Consider the following 20599-nt stretch of genomic DNA (forward strand, 5'->3'; position numbering starts at 1 on the left):
GGCTTTTCCCTTCGGTCTTGCGTTTCCGACTCTATCAGATCTTTCCGATCCGATTTCCTCGGTGCTTTCCGGCTTCTTCGGTTTCCCGTTTCGGCGTTCCTGCGTTTCCGACTCTATCAGATCCTTTCGGGCCTGATTCCCAGTCAGCGGGAGTTGTCTTCGCGGCTGTTGGGCCGTTCCGACGCTCAAACTCTAGCGGATTTCCCGGGCGACTCATAATCGAGTCAATCGAATTGAATTTCGGCATGCCGAAATTCGTCCCGAGTGGGAGATCGTGCTGAGTTGAGTTGCCGCATCAGCGGCGGGAGTGGCTGTCGCAGAACCGTTCCGGCCCCGTGACAACTCGGAGAACACTACGGATACGGCAGGGGCGTGTCAACCCCGCTCCGCCGTGCCGCGTGCAGGGCCTCTCAGTCGAGGTCCGTGAGCCGGCCGCCCGCGTCGGGCTGGGCGTGCTCGACCCTGCGGAGCAGGCGGATCAGCATCTCGCCCAGGCCGCCGCGCTCCTCGCTCGTCAGGTCCTGGAGAAGCTCCTCCTCGAAGCCCGTCGCCATGCGCATCGCCTCGAGCCACTTCGAGCGGCCCTCGTCCGTCAGCTCCACGATCACCCGCACCCGGTTGCTCTCGTCGCGGTCACGGGTGACCAGCCCCTCGCCCGCCATGCGGTCGATGCGGTGCGTCATCGCGGCCGGCGTGAGACCGAGGCGCTTGGCCAGCTCTCCGGGACCCAGGCGATAGGGGGCGCCGGCCAGGACGAGGGTCTTGAGGACCTCCCACTCGGCGTTGCTGATGCCGAGGTCGGCCAGCTGGCGGCCGTACGCCACGTTCATCCGTCGGTTCAGCCGGCCGAGGGCGGAGACCACCTTCTCGACCTGGGGGTCGAGCTCGCGGTACTCGCGCTGATAGGCCGCGATCTGTTCGTCGAGGCTCGGCTCGGGGGTCTCGGACATGCGGGGAGTATCCCACGGCTGCCGTTGGCATTGAAGTCCTTCCATGTGTACTGTTAAGGATCGAACTTTAGTGTTGAAGTCTTCAGGGTTCAGTCCTACAGGGCTAAGCCCTCCTCTTGAAGTGGGTGAGTGTGACCAAGGCGATGGGTGCAGCGATGCGCCGGATCCAGGCAGGCGGCGCGCTGAGCGCGTTCGGACTCGGCTTCACCGTTCCGTACCTCTATGTGTATGTCGCTCAGGTGCGGGATCTGGGCGCGTCCACGGCGGGCGTCGTGCTCGCCGTCTTCGCCATGGCCGCCCTCGTGGTCCTGCCCTTCAGCGGACGCGCCGTCGACCGGCGTGGTCCCGTCCCCGTGCTGCTGGTCGCCGCCGTCCTCGCGTCCCTCGGCGCTCTGGGCATGGGGCTGTCGCAGAGCGTGCCGGCCGCCGTCGGATCGGCCGCGCTGCTCGGTGCCGGTACCGCCGTGATGCAGCCGGCGCTCGCGACGATGATCGTCTGGTGCTCGGACCCGTCGACCCGTACGCGGTCCTTCGCCATGCAGTTCTTCCTGCAGAACCTGGGCCTCGGCGTGGGTGGCCTGATCGGTGGCCAGCTCGTCGACGAGAGCCGGCCGGACAGTTTCCTCCTCCTCTTCTCGATCGAGGCGGTGATGTTCCTCGTACTCGCCGGGATCGTGCTGACCGTGCGAATGCCGGGCTCCCCCGCCCTGCAGAGCACCCGTCCGGCCGGCGCCAAGGGCGGCGGGCTGCGAGCCCTGCTCGGGCACAAGGCCATGGTCCAGCTGTGCGTCCTCGGCTTCGTGCTGTTCTTCGCCTGCTACGGGCAGTTCGAGTCGGGTCTCGCGGCGTACGGCACGGAGGCCGCGGGCATTCAGCCGTCGACGCTCGGGATCGCGCTGGCCGCCAACACGGCCGTCATCGTCGTCGCGCAGTTCGTGGTGCTGAGGTTCGTCGAGCGTCGTCGCCGTACGCGGGTGATCGCGGCCGTCGGTCTGATCTGGACCCTCGCGTGGGTGATCGCCGGGTACGCGGGGCTCGGCCACGGCAGCCAGACCATGGCGACCGCGGCCTTCGTCTCCACGTACGCCCTCTTCGGGCTCGGCGAGGCGATGCTGTCGCCGACCGTGGCGCCGCTGGTGGCCGACCTGGCACCGGAGTCGATGGTCGGGCAGTACAACTCGGCGTTCGCTCTGGTCAAGCAGCTCGCGCTGGCCGTCGGGCCGGCCGTGGGCGGGCCCATGGGGGCCGCGCTGCACGGGCCGTACATCGTGACCTTCGTGCTCTTCTCGCTCGGGATCACGTTCCTGGCGCTGCGGCTCGGCAGGCAGCTCACGCCGGTGCAGGACCAGCCCTCGCTCGCCGCGAAGACCTCACGCGTCGTCGCGCGGCACCAGCCCGAGAAGGAGTCCGCCGCCGTCTAGGGCGTGGGGCGAAAATCCCGCCGGGCCCGGCGGCCGGACGGCGTTCCTTTCGCCACAACGCTCTAGTCCGGCAGGGCGAACTCGCACCAGACCGCTTTGCCGCCCCCGGGCGTACGGCGGCTTCCCCAGGACGAGGCGATCGTCGCGATGATCGAGATCCCGCGACCCGCCTCGTCCTCCGTCTCCGCCCTGCGGCGGCGCGGCAGATGGTCGTCTCCGTCCGTGACCTCGATGATCAGGCGCCGGTCGGTGCGGCGCAGCCGCAGGCGCATCGGCGGGGTGCCGTGCTTGAGGGAGTTCGCCACCAGCTCGCTGGTGGCGAGGACGCCGAGGTCGCGCAGTTCGACCGGGAAGCGCCAGCTGGAGAGGACGCCCGAGGCGAAGGCACGCGCGCGGGGGGCCGCCTCCACTCCGCCGAGGAGCTCCAGAGCGGCGTTGTGGAACAGCTCCGCGTCCGGTCCCTTGCGGGACGGGTGCTGGACGACCAGGACGGCGACGTCGTCGTCGTGCTCGGCGGTGACGCCGAGCGAGCGCAGCAGCCGGTCGCAGACCACCTGCGGGGTGCCGAGCGCGCCGGACAGGGCGCGCTCAAGCGCGGCCACGCCTTCGTCGATGTCCTCGCGACGGCGCTCGACGAGACCGTCCGTATAGAGGACGGCGGTGGAGCCGGGGGCAGGGCGATCGTGCCGGAGGTGTGCAGCCAGCCACCGGTGCCGAGCGGGGGCCCGGTGGGGTCCTCGGCGCGGCGGACCGTGCCGTCCTCGTCCCTGACGAGGATCGGGAGGTGGCCGGCGGAGGCGTACACGAGCTTGCCCTCGTTGGGGTCGTGGACCGCGTACACGCAGGTGGCGATCTGGCTGGCGTCGATCTCGGCGGCGAGGCCGTCGAGCAGCTGGAGCACCTCGTGCGGGGGGAGGTCGAGCCGGGCGTAGGCGCGGACGGCCGTGCGGAGCTGGCCCATGACGGCGGCGGCGCGCACGCCGCGGCCCATGACGTCGCCGATGACCAGGGCGGTGCGGCCCGCGCCGAGGGTGATGACGTCGTACCAGTCGCCGCCGACCGCCGCGTCCGTGCCGCCGGGCTGGTACGTGGCGGCGATCCTCAGGTCGTCGGGCTGCTCCAGCTCCTGCGGGAGCAGGGAGCGCTGGAGCGTGACGGCGGTCTCGCGGTGCCGGCGCTCGCTGGCGCGCAGCCGCTCGGCGGCCTCGGCGTGGTCGGTGACGTCGGCCGCGTGGACGAGGACGGCGCCGCCCTCGAAGCGCGGCGAGTCCACGGGCAGGCAGGTGACCGTGTACGAGCCGCCTTCCTGGGTCTTGCGGGACTTGACCGTGCGCGGCTTTCCGCTGCGCAGGACCTGGTCCATCAGCGGCAGCAGACCGAGCTCGTGGACCTCGGGGCAGGCGTCGGCGACGGTCGCCCCGGCGGGGCGGGGGCCGAACGCGGCGGCGTAGGCGTCGTTGACGTACGCGATGCGGTGCTCGGGGCCGTGCACGAGCGCGACCAGGCCGGGGAGGCGGCCGATGATCTCGCGTACGGAGAAGTCCTCCAAGGCGGGGACCTCGCCGGGGAGGTGCTCAGGCCGCTGCTCGTACTCCCCGCGGGCGGCGGGCACGGAGCCCTCGGTCCCCCGCGCCGCCGTGCGGCGCTGCGTGCCGGGGAGTCGGGCGCTCCAACGGGTGAAGTTCACGGATTCGTATGCCTCGGGGTGTCGTTGGCCGTGCTGAGTCACTCTGTGCAGGTGTGAGCCCACCTATGGTCACACGTCCAGTGTGACCGACCGCACTGACATCGGTGTCAGCCCGGCTTCGGGCCGTTCTCGGGACCGTTCTTCGGGCCGTTCTTCGGGGGCGGGGGCGCGGCGGCGAGTTCGAACTCGGCGCGCGGGTGTTCCAGCGAGCCGAGCGAGACGATCTCCCGTTTGAACAGGCCGGACAGGGTCCACTCGGCCAGGACGCGGGCCTTCCGGTTGAAGGTCGGGATACGGCTGAGGTGGTACGCGCGGTGCATGAACCAGGCCGGGTAACCCTTGAGTTTGCGGCCGTAGACGTGTGCCACGCCCTTGTGGAGGCCGAGGGAGGCGACCGAACCCGCGTACGAGTGGGCGTAGTCCTTGAGCGGCTGTCCGCGCAGGGAGGCGGCGATGTTCTCGGCGAGCACCTTGGTCTGGCGCACGGCGTGCTGGGCGTTCGGCGCGCACTGGGCGCCCGGCTCGTCCGCCGTGATGTCGGGGACGGCCGCCGCGTCTCCCGCCGCCCAGGCGTGTTCCACGCCGTCGACGGTGAGCCGTGCCGTGCAGGTGATCCGGCCGCGGCCGTCGAGCGGCAGGTCGGTGGCGGTCAGGACCGGGGCGGGTTTGACGCCGGCCGTCCAGACGACCGTACGGGTCGGGAGGCGCGTGCCGTCGCTCAGGACGGCGACCCTGTCCTCGCAGGACTCGAGGCGGGTCTCCAGACGTACGTCGATGTTGCGGCCGCGCAGCTCGCGGATCGCGTACTTGCCCATCTTCTCGCCGACCTCGGGCAGGATCCGGTTCGACGCCTCGACCAGGACCCACTTCAGGTCCTCCGGCTTGATGTTGTGGTAGTACCGCGCGGTGTAGCGGGCCATGTCCTCCAGCTCCGCGAGGGCCTCCACGCCCGCGTAGCCGCCACCGACGAAGACGAAGGTGAGGGCGGCGTCACGCAGACCCGGGTCGCGGGTGGAGGAGGCGATGTCCATCTGCTCGATGACGTGGTTGCGCAGCCCGATGGCCTCCTCGACGGTCTTGAAGCCGATGCCGAAGTCGGCGAGACCGGGGACCGGGAGTGTGCGGGAGATCGAGCCGGGGGCGATGACCAGTTCGTCGTACGTCAGTTGCACGCTTCCGGTGCCCTCCTCCTCGGTGGCGAGGGTGGAGAGCGTCGCGGTCCGCTTCGCGTGGTCGACTGCGTGGACCTCTCCGATGAGGATCCGACACCTGTCGAGGACGCGGCGGAGCGGGACGACGACATGGCGCGGGGAGATGGAGCCGGCCGCCGCCTCGGGGAGGAACGGCTGGTACGTCATGTACGGGTCGGGCGTGACCACCGTGATCTCGACCGCACCGCTTCTGAGCTCGGCCTTGAGCTGCCGCTGGAGGCGCAGCGCGGTGTACATCCCGACGTAGCCACCGCCGACAACGAGAATGCGCACAGGTTCGGTCACTGTCCCATGACGCAACGCCGTCCGGGGTTTGTCCACAGGCCCGGCACATTGTGTGACCGGCGGGTCGTGGGGGCGCGGGGTGGCGCACGGGGTGGGTACAGCGCCGAGTACGCAGGTCAGAGCGGGCGTGAGGGGTGGTTCCGGGGGTCAGAATCGGGAGAGTTCAGGCCCTTGCTCCGATCGGGGGGCGCACCGTACGGAACTCCCCCTTCTGAATTGACCCGGACTCAACTATGTTCGTACCTCATCGGGGTGTCGGATCGCAGCGCGTGGACCAGAGCGTGGGACGGTCCGGAGATCCCGTGTCAGGGCGGGGAGTCTCCGGGGGGAGACATCATGAGCGGGGGAACGCTTATGCACATGCAGGATGCGCGTTGGCAGGCCGTCGTCGGGGCGACGGACGGCTCGGCCAACGGACGGATGGGGGCGACGGCGCAGGTCGGCCGCTCGGCACCGCTGCGCGTGGACGCGCAGCGCAACCTCGAGCACGTCCTGCGCGCCGCGCGCGAGGTCTTCGGCGAGCTCGGCTACGGCGCTCCGATGGAGGACGTGGCGCGCCGCGCCCGGGTCGGCGTGGGGACGGTCTACCGCCGCTTCCCCAGCAAGGACGTCCTGGTGCGCCGGATAGCCGAGGAGGAGACCGCCCGGCTGACCGAGCAGGCCCGTACGGCCCTCGGACAGGAGGACGAGCCCTGGTCGGCGCTCTCCCGGTTCCTGCGGACCTCGGTGGCGTCGGGCGCGGGACGTCTGCTGCCGCCGCAGATCCTGCGGGTGGGCGTGGACGCGGACGAGCTTCTGCTGCCGGCGCAGGCGGCGGGGGACGGGGCGCGGGTGCCGCACCAGCGGGGTTTCGCCGACCAGGCCGAGCCGCGGGTCGTCGGACCGCGCACGGCGCCCGACTCCGAGCAGGGCGACACCGGAGCGGCGGAGCTCCTGGAGGTCGTCGGACGTCTGGTCGACCGGGCCCGCGAGGCGGGCGAGCTGCGTGCGGACGTGACCGTGGCGGACGTCCTCCTCGTCATCGCCACGGCGGCGCCGGCGCTGCCGGACGCGGCGCAGCAGGCGGCGGCCTCGACCCGGCTCCTGGACATCCTTCTGGAGGGCCTGCGCTCGCGATAGCGCGCGCCGGTCGGGTCGTCGAGTGGTCCGGGCGGACCGTTGAGCATGCCCCGAACGGGTGAGCGGTTACGCCGGGATACAGGAAGTCGCCCCGGACGAGTGGTAAGTGGACGCGCGGGTTCGGCGCGCCTCCGCTCTGTGGCAGTCTGGCCCGGTGTTCGCGTCTGAGCGTGCGTACGGGGGCTTCAGCGATGAGCGGTGACGGTCGGGACGAGCCGCTGGGCAGCGGCGGCGCCACGGAGACCGGGGGCCTTTCGTCCCGGCAGGTGCCGAGCCAGGGCGGGCCGGGAGGCTCCTCGGGCGCGCCCGCGGGTGCACCGGCCGCCATGCCCGGTTCCGTACCGGCGACCGGTTCGGTCCCGGGATCCGGTTCCGCGCCGGCGTTCGGCTCCATGGCGGGGGCCGGCTCGGTGGCGGGAGCCGACGACCCGAGTGTGCCGCACCAGCGTGAGGGCAGGGCGTACGCGGCTCTCGACAGCGACGACGAGCCCGGCACCGTACTGCCGCCGCCGCTCGAACTCCCGCCGTCCGACGCCGATCTCGTCCAGCTGATGCGGGACGGCGACGACAGCGCGTACGAAGAGCTGTTCCGCCGGCACTCCGAGGCCGTACGGCGCTATGCCCGGACCTGCTGCCGTGACGCGCACACCGCCGACGACCTGACGGCGGAGGTGTTCGCCCGGACGCTCCAGGCGGTGCGGGGCGGCGCCGGGCCCGAGCAGGCCGTGCGCGCCTACCTCCTGACGACGGTCCGGCGGGTGGCCGCGAACTGGACGCGGACGCAGAAGCGGGAGCATCTGGTCGAGGACTTCGCCGTCTTCGCCGCGCAGGCCGCTCGCGGTTCCGAGGTCTCCGACACGGACACGCTCGATCTCGGGGCGGACGTCCTGGCCATGCACGAGGCCGAGCAGTCCCTGGCCCTCCAGGCGTTCCGCTCGCTGCCCGAACGCTGGCAGGCCGTGCTCTGGCACACCACCGTCGAGGAGGAGTCGCCGAGCGAGGTCGCGCCGCTGTTCGGCCTGACCGCCAACGCCACCGCCGTCCTCGCCGGCAGGGCCCGCGAGGGCCTCAAGCAGGCCTATCTCCAGGCCCATGTCAGCCAGTCCCTCACGTCCGGCGGGGACTGCGCCCGCTACGCCGACCGGCTCGGTGCCTACGCGCGCGGCGGGCTGCGGATGCGGGCCGAACGCGGGCTGCGCAAGCACCTGGAGGAGTGCGCCAAGTGCCGGCTCGCGGCCGGCGAACTGGCGCATGTCAACGCCGGGATCCCCGCGCTGCTGCCGATCGCCGTCATCGGCTGGTTCGCCGCCGGGTTCTCGCTCAAGGCCGCGGGTGTCGTGGCCGGCGGAGCGGCGGGCGCGGCCGGTGCCGGAGCGGCCGCCGCAGCCGCGGGAGCCGGTTCGTCGACCACGGCCGGGGCGTCCTCCGCCGTCGTGGCCGAGGGGCTCGGCGCCCCCGCCAAGGCCGGTATCGCGGCGGCCGTGGCCGTCGCGGCGACCGCCGGTCTGGTGTGGGCGCTGTCGGGCGACCCGCAGCCGGTCGCGAAGCCCGCACCGTCGCCGCCGGCCGTCGCCCCCCTCGTACCGTCGGAGCCGCCCCCGCCGCCCAAGCCGGCGCCCAGGCCCACTCCGCCGCCGGTCGTCCCCGTGCACGCCCCGGAGCCGACCCCGCCGCCGAAGCCGACCCCTCCCGAGCCCAGCCCCGAGCCGCCCCCGAAGCCGACCCCTCCGAAGCCGGCCCCCGCGAAGCCCAGACCGAAGCCGCCCGCTCCCCAGCCCCCGCCGCCGGCCCCGCCCGCCGTCTACCAGCTCAACCGACTGGACTACGGCATCGCCGGCGACGGCACCGAGCCGGAGGTACGGCTCGGCGCCGGCAGCTGGATGTGGCAGCGCGAGGACCTGTCGATCGGCGGCACGCGGTACGCGCACGGTGTGAGCGTGCACGCGCCGTCCTCCCTCACCATCGACCTCAACCGCCGGTGCACCAGTTATGACGCGGTCGTCGGCATCGACGACCTGAGCGCGCCCTTCGGCGTCGGCGGCGTCCGCTTCTCCGTCCACGCGGACGGGGAACGGCTCTGGCGCTCCGACGTGGTCCGGCCCGGTGACCCGGCGATCCCGGTCCACGTCGGGCTCGCCGGCCGCAGGACGCTCCGTCTGGTGGTGGAGGAACACACACCGTTCGGCATGGTGGCGGTCGCGGACTGGGCCCGGTCCCGGATCAGCTGCGTCTGAGCGGGCGGCGGCCGCCCGTCGCGTACGACTTCCGCCAGGACCGCAGCAAGCCCTCCAGGCCGCCACAAGCCCGCCAGGCCGCGCCCCCGGTGCGGAAGCTGCCGACTCGTCCCCGGCCTGTGGAGGGACCCGCGCCGTACGAGTCGCCTTCCGCGCCCGGAACCTCAGGCCGTCAAGGACCTCGTCGACGGCACCAGCGGTCCCACCACCGCACGCTGCCGCGGGGGCGCCGCGGTGCCCGTCCAGCAGGTGCCGCGGCGGGCGAGCAGGCGGTGCAGCCAGAGTTCGGTGGAGACCAGGTCGGCGAGGCCGTCCAGGGGGACCGGCTCGCCCTCGGAGGCCGCCCGCAGGGCCTTGCGGACCACCCGCGCCTCGATCAGGCCCGCGTCGGCGAGGAGCGGGGCGGCGAAGAGTTCCATGAGGTCGGGGAGCGCGGCGCGCAGGCCCGCGCGGACGGCCGAGGCCGGGACGGCGGGGTTCGGCGTGCCCCAGCCCGGCGGGAGGTCATGGACGCCCGCCCCCGCGAGAACCGTGCGCAGGACGGCCGCCCGGGCGCCGGGCTGGACCCGCAGCGATTCGGGAAGGGCGCGGCAGGCCCGTACCACCTGGTTGTCGAGGAACGGGGCGTGGAGACGCTGGCTGCGGATCTCCGCCGCCTGTTCGAGCACCCGGTGGTCCGCCGCCGCCCGGGCGAGCGCCGCACGCGCGCGTGCCTCTCCCGGTCGCTGCACCGACGTGGGCAGCGTCGCCGCCCGGGTCAGGCGAACCGATACTTCGGCCAACGCCTCGCCCGTGAGCCAGCGCGCAGCCGGGCCGGGACGCGACCAGGTCAGGGCGGAGAGGGACGCCTCCAGGGGGCCGAATGCCCCGGGACCCGGACGGTTCGCCTCCAGCAGGCCGGCCGCGGCCGCCTCCAGACCGGACCGGTAGGGGGTACGGGCGAGCCGGCGCGCCGCCCGGTAGACCGTCAGCGGCACGAGCAGCGAACCCGCCGACGGGCCCGTGGCCTTGGCGAGCGCCGTCACCGGACGCACCAGCGATCTGCGGCGCCGGTCCAGCAACAGGTCGGCGAGGCGCGCGGGGTGGGCGTCCAGGACCTGGCGGGCCCCCAGGCCCGTGAAGTGGTCGGCGCTGCCGCCCGCGAGGCGCCGACGGTGCCGGCCGGCCACGACGAGGGAGGGGCCCGGTTCGTCGGTCAGCGGGCCGTCCAGCTCCGCGTAGGGCAGCGCCTCCTCGCCCGCCGCCACGACCACATGGTGCAGCCGCGGGTTCGCGGCGATCGCCCGTGCGCGCTCCAGCTCGTCCTCCCGGCTGGGGGAGCCGCCGGTCGCCAGGTCGTTGAAGGTGACGGCCAGCAGCCGCTCCCCGGCGCCCGTGCCATGGCCGAGGATCGTGCCCGGGACGCCGGGCAGACCGGCGGCCAGCAGGGCGAGCGTCCCGGACGCGCTGCCCCCGGAGAGGTCCGCGCCGATCCCGGGCGCGGGGCCGCCGCCCCGGGCGGCCCGCCGCTCGGCGGGCCCCATGCCGGGGACAGGACCGGGGTCCGGCAGGGGAGCCTCCGGCGCGTGCCGGGGGGCGGTGAGCCGGGCCCGTACGGCGTCGACCAGTGCGTCCCGTACGCCCTCCACCGCCCGGCGCGGCTCGATCTCGGCGGCGGCCACCGCGAGGGAGGCCACCGGCTCGTAGCCGGTGATCTCACGCGAACCCTCGCGCAGGATCAGCGCGTGCCCGGGCGGCACCCGCTTCACCCCTTCGTACGGGGTGGAGTCGCGCAGCGCCTCCGGTGTCTCGGGGCAGGCGAGCAGTGCGGCCAGGTGCCCGATGTCGAGCTGGGCCTCGATGAGGTCCGCGAGGGGGAGGGCGGCCGTCGCGTACGCGGTGCCCTTCGCCCACGGGGTGTGGAACACCGGCCGCGCGCCCGCCAGATCACCCGTGACGGTGATCCGGCCGCCGACCCGTACGACGGCGGTGTAGCTGCCGGGCCAGGCGGTGAGGTGGCGCAGCGCGCCCCCGCGCGCGGTGAGCAGGCCGACCCTCAGCTCCTCGTCGCTCGCGGCGCAACATCCCAGTACCGCGAGGCGGGTGTGCGCGTCGACATCGATCAGCCGCACCTCGTCCGGGCGCCAGTCGCCGACCGCCCACAGCGGATCGGGGTCGGCCCAGAGGAGTTGTGCGCCCACCGGCTGGATCGTGCGCCCCTCGGACGCCGTGCCCCCCACGGCTCCGGCCGTACCCGTCGGGCCGAAGGTCGCGGCGACACTGCTCCAGCCCACCAGCCATCGCATCGGCGCCTCCACGTCGGTTCAGTGGAGGAACATGCTGCCACGACAACGGCGCACAGGAGGGGGTCCGGGGTCGCGCGCGCAAAGGCGAATGCGCCCCTGGCATGGGACAGTTGTGGCCGGTTCGCCCACCGTCGGCATTCGGCCATTCTCGGCGGTGCAGAAACCGTCCGGCAGTCCGGGAGGCGCTGTTCGCCTCCCGGAGCCGTCCGCCGCCCGCGGGGAATGGGGCGACGGTGTCCCCCAGCCCACCGGTCCACAGCCGGTGGGCCGACCCACGCAGCACTCATGGAAGCGCTCCCCCGCCGACCGGGCGAGAGCGCACGGCCGGGCGCACGGCCACACCACCGGAGCACGCGCCGGGCGGCGCCCCACAAGCGCCACCCGGGGCTCCCCGCGCCGACGGCACTACGCCATCCGGCCCCCATCCGTCTGTTCACACAACAATCCCGCCATACGGAACTCCGCCCCTTAACGGTAGGGATGCGGCGAACTACGCTGTGTTTACGAATGCCGCACGCCTATGCCCGGCGTCGTGGCGGCCGTCTTGGGTGTCGAGGGGTGGCGTCATGTCCAGGGAGCAACGCGGGCCGAACGAAAAGCTCGGCACGGTTCTCGCCCTCGCGGGAATCAGCAACGCCGGCCTCGCCCGGCGCGTCAACGACCTCGGTGCGCAGCGGGGGCTGACGCTTCGCTACGACAAGACGTCGGTGGCCCGGTGGGTGTCGAAGGGCATGGTGCCGCAGGGCGCCGCGCCGCATCTGATCGCCGCCGCGATCGGCCAGAAGCTCGGCCGGCCGGTGCCGCTGCACGAGATCGGCCTCGCCGACGCCGACCCGGCGCCGGAGGTGGGTCTCGCCTTCCCGCGCGACGTCGGGGAGGCGGTCCGCTCGGCGACGGAGCTGTACCGGCTGGACCTCGCGGGCCGGCGGGCGGGCGGCGGCGGGATCTGGCAGTCGCTGGCTGGATCCTTCGCGGTCAGCGCCTACGCGACCCCCGCCTCCCGATGGCTGATAACGCCCGCCGACTCCTCCGTGGAGCGGCTGCCGGACCCCGCCGGCGGGCCGGCGCCCGAAGGCCCCGAGACCGGGCCCCACGCGCGCGTGGGGCACAGCGATGTCGCCAAGCTCCGCGAGGCCGCCGAGGACGCCCGCCGCTGGGACTCCAAGTACGGGGGCGGCGACTGGCGCTCCTCGATGGTCCCGGAGTGCTTACGCGTCGACGCCGCCCCGCTGCTGCTCGGCTCGTACTCGGACGAGGTCGGCCGCGCCCTGTTCGGGGCGACGGCGGAGCTGACCCGGCTGGCCGGCTGGATGGCCTTCGACACCGGCCAGCAGGAGGCGGCCCAGCGCTACTACATCCAGGCGCTGCGCCTGGCGCGCGCCGCCGCCGACGTCCCGCTCGGCGGGTACGTCCTCGCCTCGATGTCCCTCCAGGCCACCTACCGGGGCTTCGCCGACGAGGGCGTGGACCTCGCCCAGGCCGCCCTGGAGCGCAACCGCGGGCTCGCCACCGCCCGCACCATGTCCTTCTTCCGGCTCGTGGAGGCCCGCGCCCACGCCAAGGCCAACGACGGAATGGCGGCGGCGGCCGCGCTGAAGGCGGCGGAGGGCTGGCTGGAGCGCTCGCGGGAGGGCGACGCCGACCCCACCTGGCTGGGCTTCTACTCGTACGACCGGTTCTGCGCGGACGCCGCCGAGTGCTACCGGGACCTGAAGGCGCCGCGCCAGGTGCGCCGCTTCACCGAGCAGGCGCTCTCCCGGCCGACGGAGGAGTTCGTCCGCTCGCACGGGCTGCGGCTCGTCGTCTCGGCGGTCGCCGAGCTCGAATCGGGCAATCTGGACGCGGCCTGCGCGGCGGGCACGCGCGCGGTGGAGGTGGCGGGCCGGATCTCGTCCGCCCGGACCACGGAGTACGTACGGGACCTGCTGCACCGGCTGGAGCCGTACGGTGACGAGCCGAGGGTCATGGAGCTGCGGGAGCGGGCACGTCCGCTGCTGATGGCCCCGGCGTGATCTTCGCGCCTCTCCGACGTGACGCGTGTCCCACCGGGTTTAACGGCATTGTCAGTGGGCCAGTGCACTATCGGGGTGGGAGGTGGCGCAGGTGCTCGACTGTGACGTGCTCGTGATCGGCGGCGGAATCGTCGGTCTGTCGACGGCGTACGCCCTGACCCGCGCCGCGCCCGGCACCCGTGTCACGGTCCTGGAGAAGGAGCACGGCCCGGCCCGCCACCAGACCGGACGGAACAGCGGGGTGATCCACAGCGGGATCTACTACCGCCCGGGATCCCTGAAGGCACGGTTCGCGGTCGCGGGCGCGGCCGAGATGGTCAAGTTCTGCGCGGAGTACGGCCTGCCGTACGAGGTCACCGGCAAGCTCATCGTCGCGACGGGGCGCGACGAGCTGCCCCGGCTGCACGCGCTCGTGCAGCGCGGCCGGGAGAACGGCATTCCGGTGCGCGAGCTCGGGCCGGCGCAGATCAGCGCGTACGAGCCGCGGGTGCGGGGCCTCGCGGCGATCCATGTCGGCACCACCGGCATCTGCGACTACGGAGCGGTGGCGGCGCAGCTCGCCGAGTCCTCCGGGGCGCGCGTCCTGTACGGCTCCGAGGTCACCGCCGTCGACCGGCGGCCCTGGGGCGTGGCCGTCCGCACGGCGGCCGGGACGGTGGTGCGCGGCAGGGTCCTGGTGAACTGCGCGGGGCTGCACTGCGACCGGGTGGCCCGGATGGCCGGCGACGAGCCGGGGATGCGGATCATCCCCTTCCGTGGGGAGTACTACGAGCTGGCGGACCCCTCGCTGGTCCGTGGTCTGGTGTACCCGGTTCCGGACCCGGCCTTCCCCTTCCTCGGGGTCCATCTCACGCGGGGCGTCGACGGCGGCGTGCACGTGGGGCCGAACGCGGTGCCGGCGCTGGCCCGGGAGGGATACGGCTGGTCGGTCGTGCGGCCGGGCGACCTGGCGGGGACGCTCGCCTGGCCGGGCTCCTGGCAGATCGCCCGGGAGCACTGGCGGTACGGAGCGGGTGAGCTGCGCCGGTCGCTGTCGAAGCGGGCCTTCACGGAGGCGGTGCGCAGGCTGCTTCCGATGGTGGAGGAAACGGATCTGCGGCGGGCTCCGGCCGGAGTGCGGGCACAGGCGGTGCTCCGGGACGGCACGCTCCTGGACGACTTCCTGATCCGGGAGGCCCCGAGGACGGTCCATGTCCTGAACGCGCCCAGCCCGGCGGCGACGGCGTCCCTCCCGATCGGGAGAGAGGTCGCGTCCAGGGCCCTGGCGCTCCTCTGACCGGCCGTGGCCCTCGCTCCCTCCCACCGTGGTCCTCGCGCTTCCCCACCGTGGCCCTTGATCTCTCCCGCCGTGGTCATTGGTCTCCCCCGCCGTGATCCTTGATCTCCCCCGGCCGGGGTCCGCTCCCGAGGATGGTCCTGCCGCTCCCCGGCCGCGTCAGGCAGGCATGGGAGCAGCCGTCGGCACCGGTTCCGGGCCCCGTAGAATTGGCGCATTGTGTCTGAGTCCCGAGAAACCGCCACGCAGCCCGTCGCCGAGCCCTCCGCCGCGCCCGTCGTCTTCCAGCGGGGCAGCCAGAGGTTCGCCGCGGGCGAAGGGCCCCTGCCCGACCCCGCCGGCTCGCACCACGAGCGGCGCATCCGCAGCTTCCAGCCCCGTCGCAGCCGCGTCACCGCGGGTCAGGCCGAGGCGCTGCTCAAGCGGTGGCCGGACTGGGGCCTGGACATCGACGGCAAGCGGGTCCTCGATCTGAAGGAGATGTTCGGCGGTCTGCCCGTCGTCCTGGAGATCGGCTTCGGCATGGGCGAGGCCACGGCCCAGATGGCCGCCGCCGACCCCGGCACCGGCATCCTCGCCGTGGACGTCCACACCCCCGGCCAGGGCAATCTCCTCGGTCTCGCCGACCGCAACGGCCTGGAGAACATCCGCGTCGCCAACGGCGACGCGATCATCCTGCTCCGCGAGATGCTCGGCCCCGACGCCCTCGACGGTTGCCGCGTGTACTTCCCGGACCCCTGGCCCAAGAAGCGCCACCACAAGCGGCGCCTCATCCAGCCCGAGTTCCTCACCCTGCTCGCGACCCGGATGAAGCCCGGCGCCGTCCTGCACTGCGCGACCGACTGGGAGGAGTACGCCGAGCAGATGCTCGAGGTCCTCTCCGCCCACCCCGACTTCGAGAACACCCGGGCCGACGGCGGCTACGCGCCCCGCCCCGCCTACCGTCCCCTCACCCGCTTCGAGGGTCAGGGCCTGACCAAGGGCCATGTCGTGCACGACCTGCTCTTCGCCAGGAATTAGAACGCGGGAGCGGAACTCCCTCGCGGGGTGTCAGTCCACCTCGTTAGGGTCGCTCACGTGTCGAACCACGTTCCCGTCCCGGCCCGGGACACCGAGGAGCCGGACTTCGCGGCCGTGCCGGACCGCGCCCAGTGGCGCTACCGGCCCCGTCGCGCCTTCTGGCGCAGCAAGGTGGTCCGGGTCGTCGCCGTGGGCACGCTGCTCGCGATCTGCGCGCTGGTGATCCTCGCGATGGTGCGGGAGCAGACCGGCACCGAGGGTTTCCTCGTCGGCCTGGGCCTGGCCGTCCTGCCCGTCCCCCTGCTCGTCGCCGCCTTCCGCTGGCTCGACCGCGTCGAGCCCGGCCCCTGGCGGAACCTGATCTTCGCGTTCTGCTGGGGTGCCTTCGCCGCCGCGCTCGTCGCGATCCTGGCGAACTCCTTCGCCGTCCGCTGGATAGCGACCGCCACCGCCGACCCGGCCTCCGCCGACACTCTCGGCGCCACGGTCGTGGCGCCGGTGGTGGAGGAGAGCGCCAAGGCGGCCGCCGTGCTGCTGATCTTCCTGCTGCGCCGCCGCGAGTTCACCGGTCTCGTCGACGGGGTCGTGATCGCCGGCCTCACCGCCACCGGCTTCGCCTTCACCGAGAACATCCTCTACCTGGGCCGGGCCTTCGGAGAGGACCAGGAGATCGGCGCGTCCGGCCTCGGCTCGGTGACCGCCGGGACCTTCTTCGTACGGATCGTGATGTCGCCGTTCGCGCATCCGCTCTTCACCGTGCTCACCGGCCTCGGGTTCGGCTTCGCCGCGCTCGCCACCCGGCGTCAGCGCGTGCGGCGCGTCCTGCTGCCGGTGACCGGCCTCGTCCTGGCGATGGGCGTGCACGCGCTGTGGAACAGCTCGGCGTCGGTCCTCGGACCGTTCGGCTTCTTCGTTGTGTACGGCATGTTCATGGTGCCCGCCTTCGGTCTGCTGACCTGGCTGGCGATATCGAGCAGGCAGCGGGAGCTGCGCACCATATCCGGGCAGCTCCCGGCGTACGCGGCGGCCGGATGGCTCTCCCCGGCCGAGCCCCTCGCGCTGTCGTCGATGCGAGCCCGTTCCCTCGCCCGCGACTTCGCCCGCCGGACGTACGGCCCGCCGGCGGCCACCGCGGTCGGGGAGTACGAGGCCTTCGCGACGACCCTCGCCTTTCTGCGCCACCGCGCCGAGCGCGGCGCCGCGGGCCCGGACTTCACGGCCCGAGAGCAGGAGCTGCTCCACCACCTCTGGCAGCGCAAGGCGGTCGCCTCGCCGGCGCTGACGTACGCGGCGCGGGCGACCGGCCGGGTCTGGGCTCCGCCGCAGTACCTGGACTACGGCGGCTACAACCCGTACCGCAGTTGAGACGCACGCCAGGCGGCCCGACCGCCCGGAACGCGGAACGCCCCAGAACGCGGAACGCCCCGGAGCGCGAAGCGTCCCGGGGCGTCGTCAGACCGTCAGCGACTCAGACCGACAGGCCCTTGTCCCGCAGCCAGGCCGCCGGGTCGATGCCGTCGCCACCCGCGGTGTGGACCTCCAGGTGCAGGTGCGGGCCGGTCACGTTGCCGGTCGCGCCGACGCGACCGATCGTCTCGCCGGTGCCCACGGACTGGCCCACGTTCACCGTCATCGAGGACAGGTGCGCGTACCAGACCTCCGAACCGTCCTCCAGCTCCAGGACGATCCGGTAGCCGTAGGAGCCGGACCAGCCCGCCGACGTGATGGTGCCGCCGTGCACCGCCTTGACCGGGGTGCCGGTGGGCGCCGCGAAGTCGAGGCCGGTGTGGTAGCCGGAGGACCACATGGAGCCGGACTGGCCGTACGTGGAGGTGAGGGTGTACGAGGAGGTCGGCAGGGCGTAGCTCGCGGCGAGCTTGGCCAGGCGCTCCGCCTCGGCCTTGGCCGCCGCTTCCTCCTCGGCCTTCCGCTTCGCCTCGGCCGCCGCCTTCTCCGCGGCATCGGCCTTCACCGCCGCCTCGGCCGCGGCCTTCTCGACCGCCAGCCTCTCCGCCTCGGCCTTCGCCGCGGCGTCGGCCGACGCCTGCTGCTGCTCGGCCTGCTGGAGGATGCGGGCGCGCAGCGCCTCGCCGGCATCGGCGGTGGCCGCGGACGCGGAACCGGCGTCGGTCTTCGTGGCCGCGTCGTTCGCGTCGGCCGCGACGCTGAGGGAGGCGGTGAGCGGCTGCGGGTTGTTCGTCCCGGACCCCGTCTCCTGCGCGTCCCCGTCGGAGAGGAGCTCGCCGACGCCCGGCAGTTCGGAGGCGTCCGGGAGGTTCAGGTCGGGAAGGGATATGGAGACCGCGGGCTTGTCCTGGGCGGTGGCCATGCCACCCGCGCCGACCGCCGCGATGACACCGACGCCGAGGACCGTGGACGAGCGGGCGAAGCCCGATCGCTGCTTCACGACCCGGTGGCGGCCACCGGAGCGGGACTGCTGACGGAGTGACTCCTCGGTGGGGTTCCACTCCCCCCAGGTCGCCGCGTCGTCGTCGGAACCGGCGGTACCCGGCGCGCCGAACGCTTGGAACCCGTCAAAAGTGTCTTCGGGGGCAGGGGTGTTGGACGCCACGGAGGCGCACTCCTTTCCTTCCTTACCGCCTACCGGGTTAGCTGACGGGTTCGGAGCAGGAAGGTCTCCTACCGGCACGGTCGCACAGGTGCGAAAGTGCCCGATTCACCCCAAGTGGTGGTTCCCCGGTTCCTTTTCAGGATTCGGCGCGTGCGCGCGGTGCCGTCTCTTGCGACGGCTGGAACGACCGCGCTGCGTTATCGAACGTTAATAGACACGAGGGCCGGATTCCAAGCTGTTCCGGGTGATCGTTCAGAGGATTGAGCCGGTACCGACCGTTTTGCTCCCGCATCAGCGAACACCCGTCGAACTCCGGCAAACTGACGTCACATCAATTGTTATCGGAGCGGTACGCCACCACTACGCATGGTCACGGCACCACCGGCATCGTGCGCCGCCGCTCCGGCTGCCCCACCGCCGGACGGCTCACCGCGAGCAGCGCCATGTCGTCCGTCGCGCCCCCGCCCGTGTACCGGCGGACGTCGTCGACGAGCGCGTCCAGGAGTTCCTCGGGCCCCGGGAAGATCCGCCCGGAGAGCCGCTCGGCGGGATCGTAGAAATCCCCGGAGGCGTTGCGCGCCTCGGAGAGCCCGTCGGTGTAGAGGAGCAGCGTCGCGCCCGGCGGGTACGCGGACTCGTCGGCCCGGTCCGGCCAGGCGGCCAACTCGCCCATGCCCAGCGGCAGCGCCGGTTCGGTCGGCTCCAGCAAGGTCACGCCCCCGTCCGCGTACAGCAGCAGCGGCTCGGGATGACCACGGTTCACCACCCGTACGAGGCCGTCCCCGCGCGGGATCTCGGCCAGGACGGCGGTGGTGAACCCCTCGAAGGCGTCCAGGCCGTCACGGCGGGTCCCCTCACGGGCCAGAGCCCGCTCCAGTCGCTGCGCGACGCCCTCCAGCGACGCCTCCTGCTCCGCCGCCTCCCGGAAGGCGCCGATGACGACGGCGACGGCCTCGACCGCGTCGAGCCCCTTCCCCCGTACGTCACCGACCACGAGCCGTACCCCGTGCGGCGTGTCCTGCACGGCGAACAGGTCGCCGCCGATGAACGCGTCCGCCTGAGCGGCCTCATAACGTGCCGCCACCTGCAGTCCGCCGATCCGCTCGGCCGGTGTCGGAAGGACCGCCTTCTGGGCGGTCTCCGCGATCACGCGGGCGGAGGCGAGCCGCTCGCCGCTGCGCCGGACCACCCGGTTCACGAGCAGGGCGAGAGCGGCCACGGTGACGACGGTGAACGTCTCGGTGAGGGACGGGACATCGGACGCGGTGCCGTTGTAGAGGTGCAGCCCGACACTGGCGAGGATCGCGGCGATGCCGGTGAGCAGCGTCGTCAGCATCGAGAAGAACGGGGCGGCGATCAGCGGCGCGGCCGAGAACATCGGGGCCGCCGTGTACGCGGGCGGGGTGGAGAGGTCGAAGGCGACGCCACCGAGGATGATGAGCGGGGGAAGGGCGCGGATGAACCGGCGGGCCCTCTCGCCGCGCCGCCGGGCACGCCCGTTCCCCTGGCCACCGACCTCCAGCTGCCCCTGCCCCTGCCCCACCTGTGCTCTCCTGCCCGGTCCGTACACGGCGACGGACGGTACCGCGCCCTTCCCAGGGTGGCGGGAGCCGCGCCGCGCGGCGACCCCCGCTCGGCCGAGTGGGTGACCCGCGCGCCGCCCGGCCTTCGTTCGGCTTCGTACGGGCCGTACGGGCCGTACGAGCCCGGGCGTCGGGACGCACCTACATGTTCCGCTCCGCGTACACCTTCAGCGCGTCCCGGACGAGGAGGGCGGAACCCTCGCCGTGCTCGTCGTAGTGCTTGCCGAAGCGCGGGTCGTCCACGTACATCCGGCCCAGGCCGATCACGTACTCCTTCGACGGCGTGGTCGTGGTCGACAGCCACGCGACGTGGCGCCGCGCGATCGCCTGGACCTCCTCGCTGTCGGCGGCGAGGCCGTCGCGTGCCGCCTGTCCGAAGTCGCGGGCGATGCCGGCCTGCTCGTCCTTGAAGGCCTGCTTCTGCTCGGCGCCGAGCGAGCGCCACCAGCGGTCGCCCCGCTCGTACGCCTCGCGGCCCCAGCGAGCGGTGACCTCCTCCTCGTACCGCGTGTGATCGAATCCGTCGAACACTTCTTCCGCCATGAGTTCCTCTCCGTTCTCCGTCTTGTGGAGAGTGGTCCGCACGGCCTCGATCTGCCGGCCGATCCGCTCCCGCTCCTGCTCCAGCAGGAGGAGATGGGTGTGCAGGGCGGCGGATGTGTCCCGCTGTCCTTTCAGGACCTCGGCGATGGCGGGCAGGGAGAGCCCGAGCTCGCGCAGCAGCAGAATGCGCTGCAGCCGCACGAGCGCCGCCTGGTCGTAGTACCGGTAACCGTTGGCGCCGATCCGGCTGGGCTCCAGCAGTCCGCGCTCTCCGTAGTGCCGGAGGGTGCGGCTGGTGGTGCCCGCCTTCTTGGCGATCTCCTGGATCGACCACTCCATGGGGAAAACGCTAAATCTTGACGTCGCGTAAAGGTCAAGCGGAGTTTTTCCGGCAATGCGGC

At 72.9% G+C, this 20599-nt stretch carries 13 protein-coding genes, 1 pseudogene and 1 riboswitch; of the genes and pseudogenes, 7 read left to right on the top strand and 7 right to left on the bottom strand.

Translation table 11 applies throughout. The annotated features are described in order from the left end of the window. Window positions 1–410: 410 nt before the first annotated feature. Window positions 411–950, bottom strand: coding sequence for a MarR family winged helix-turn-helix transcriptional regulator (locus ACZ4VW_RS10995; protein ID WP_467960843.1), 540 nt, complete (start codon window positions 948–950; stop codon window positions 411–413). A 143-nt stretch (window positions 951–1093) separates the two neighbouring features. On the opposite strand from ACZ4VW_RS10995, the gene ACZ4VW_RS11000 reads away from it, so the two are divergent. Then, on the top strand, window positions 1094–2371 hold the full coding sequence (locus ACZ4VW_RS11000; RefSeq protein WP_467961840.1) for an MFS transporter: 1278 nt from the start codon (window positions 1094–1096) through the stop codon (window positions 2369–2371). A 62-nt stretch (window positions 2372–2433) separates the two neighbouring features. Here the strand turns inward: ACZ4VW_RS11000 and ACZ4VW_RS11005 are convergent. Both ACZ4VW_RS11005 and ACZ4VW_RS11010 read right to left on the bottom strand, forming a co-directional pair. Next, a pseudogene (locus ACZ4VW_RS11005) lies at window positions 2434–4058 on the bottom strand (ATP-binding SpoIIE family protein phosphatase). A gap of 107 nt (window positions 4059–4165) precedes the next feature. Then, complete coding sequence (locus ACZ4VW_RS11010; RefSeq protein WP_467960845.1) at window positions 4166–5554, bottom strand: NAD(P)/FAD-dependent oxidoreductase; 1389 nt, start codon at window positions 5552–5554, stop codon at window positions 4166–4168. A 354-nt stretch (window positions 5555–5908) separates the two neighbouring features. Here ACZ4VW_RS11010 and ACZ4VW_RS11015 point away from each other — a divergent pair, with 354 nt between their 5' ends. Continuing rightward, complete coding sequence (locus ACZ4VW_RS11015; RefSeq protein WP_467960847.1) at window positions 5909–6673, top strand: TetR/AcrR family transcriptional regulator; 765 nt, start codon at window positions 5909–5911, stop codon at window positions 6671–6673. A gap of 191 nt (window positions 6674–6864) precedes the next feature. Then, window positions 6865–8907 carry a sigma-70 family RNA polymerase sigma factor gene (locus ACZ4VW_RS11020; protein ID WP_467960849.1) on the top strand — a complete coding sequence of 681 codons (2043 nt, stop codon included), beginning with the start codon at window positions 6865–6867 and terminating at the stop codon, window positions 8905–8907. 164 nt (window positions 8908–9071) lie between these two features. On the opposite strand, the gene ACZ4VW_RS11025 is transcribed toward ACZ4VW_RS11020, so the two are convergent. Further along, entirely contained in the window at window positions 9072–11192 is a 2121-nt protein-coding gene (locus tag ACZ4VW_RS11025; protein ID WP_467960851.1) for an asparagine synthase-related protein, read from the bottom strand. Between the two features lie 566 nt (window positions 11193–11758). Here ACZ4VW_RS11025 and ACZ4VW_RS11030 point away from each other — a divergent pair. From ACZ4VW_RS11030 to ACZ4VW_RS11045, 4 genes are all read left to right on the top strand, one after another. Further along, window positions 11759–13204: an MFS transporter gene (locus ACZ4VW_RS11030; RefSeq protein WP_467960853.1), complete on the top strand. Its 1446-nt coding sequence runs from the start codon at window positions 11759–11761 to the stop codon at window positions 13202–13204. Between the two features lie 91 nt (window positions 13205–13295). Continuing rightward, window positions 13296–14480: an L-2-hydroxyglutarate oxidase gene (lhgO, locus tag ACZ4VW_RS11035; protein ID WP_467960855.1), complete on the top strand. Its 1185-nt coding sequence runs from the start codon at window positions 13296–13298 to the stop codon at window positions 14478–14480. Window positions 14481–14699: 219 nt separating this feature from the next. Further along, window positions 14700–15500 (top strand): tRNA (guanosine(46)-N7)-methyltransferase TrmB, encoded by an 801-nt coding sequence (gene trmB / locus ACZ4VW_RS11040; RefSeq protein WP_467960857.1) that lies wholly within the window; start codon window positions 14700–14702, stop codon window positions 15498–15500. A 57-nt stretch (window positions 15501–15557) separates the two neighbouring features. Continuing rightward, window positions 15558–16865, top strand: coding sequence for a PrsW family intramembrane metalloprotease (locus tag ACZ4VW_RS11045; protein ID WP_467960859.1), 1308 nt, complete (start codon window positions 15558–15560; stop codon window positions 16863–16865). 103 nt (window positions 16866–16968) lie between these two features. On the opposite strand, the gene ACZ4VW_RS11050 is transcribed toward ACZ4VW_RS11045, so the two are convergent. The 3 genes from ACZ4VW_RS11050 to ACZ4VW_RS11060 form a co-directional block, all read right to left on the bottom strand. Continuing rightward, window positions 16969–18072, bottom strand: a complete 1104-nt coding sequence (locus ACZ4VW_RS11050; protein ID WP_467960861.1) for a M23 family metallopeptidase — start codon at window positions 18070–18072, stop codon at window positions 16969–16971. A gap of 11 nt (window positions 18073–18083) precedes the next feature. Continuing rightward, a riboswitch (cyclic di-AMP (ydaO/yuaA leader) is annotated at window positions 18084–18231 on the bottom strand. Window positions 18232–18442: 211 nt separating this feature from the next. Then, window positions 18443–19615 carry a PP2C family protein-serine/threonine phosphatase gene (locus ACZ4VW_RS11055; RefSeq protein WP_467960863.1) on the bottom strand — a complete coding sequence of 391 codons (1173 nt, stop codon included), beginning with the start codon at window positions 19613–19615 and terminating at the stop codon, window positions 18443–18445. Window positions 19616–19796: 181 nt separating this feature from the next. After that, window positions 19797–20537, bottom strand: coding sequence for a MerR family transcriptional regulator (locus tag ACZ4VW_RS11060; protein ID WP_467960865.1), 741 nt, complete (start codon window positions 20535–20537; stop codon window positions 19797–19799). Between the last annotated feature and the right edge of the window lie 62 nt (window positions 20538–20599).

The organism is Streptomyces sp. NPDC029139, assembly GCF_055564335.1.

Bases quoted from the DNA above. Each gene is read 5' to 3' on its own strand.
- ACZ4VW_RS11020 (WP_467960849.1), top strand. From the start codon at position 6,865: ATGAGCGGTGACGGTCGGGACGAGCCGCTGGGCAGCGGCGGCGCCACG.
- ACZ4VW_RS10995 (WP_467960843.1), bottom strand. From the start codon at position 950: ATGTCCGAGACCCCCGAGCCGAGCCTCGACGAACAGATCGCGGCCTAT.
- ACZ4VW_RS11030 (WP_467960853.1), top strand. From the start codon at position 11,759: ATGTCCAGGGAGCAACGCGGGCCGAACGAAAAGCTCGGCACGGTTCTC.
- ACZ4VW_RS11015 (WP_467960847.1), top strand. From the start codon at position 5,909: ATGCACATGCAGGATGCGCGTTGGCAGGCCGTCGTCGGGGCGACGGAC.
- ACZ4VW_RS11060 (WP_467960865.1), bottom strand. From the start codon at position 20,537: ATGGAGTGGTCGATCCAGGAGATCGCCAAGAAGGCGGGCACCACCAGC.
- ACZ4VW_RS11000 (WP_467961840.1), top strand. From the start codon at position 1,094: ATGGGTGCAGCGATGCGCCGGATCCAGGCAGGCGGCGCGCTGAGCGCG.
- ACZ4VW_RS11025 (WP_467960851.1), bottom strand. From the start codon at position 11,192: ATGCGATGGCTGGTGGGCTGGAGCAGTGTCGCCGCGACCTTCGGCCCG.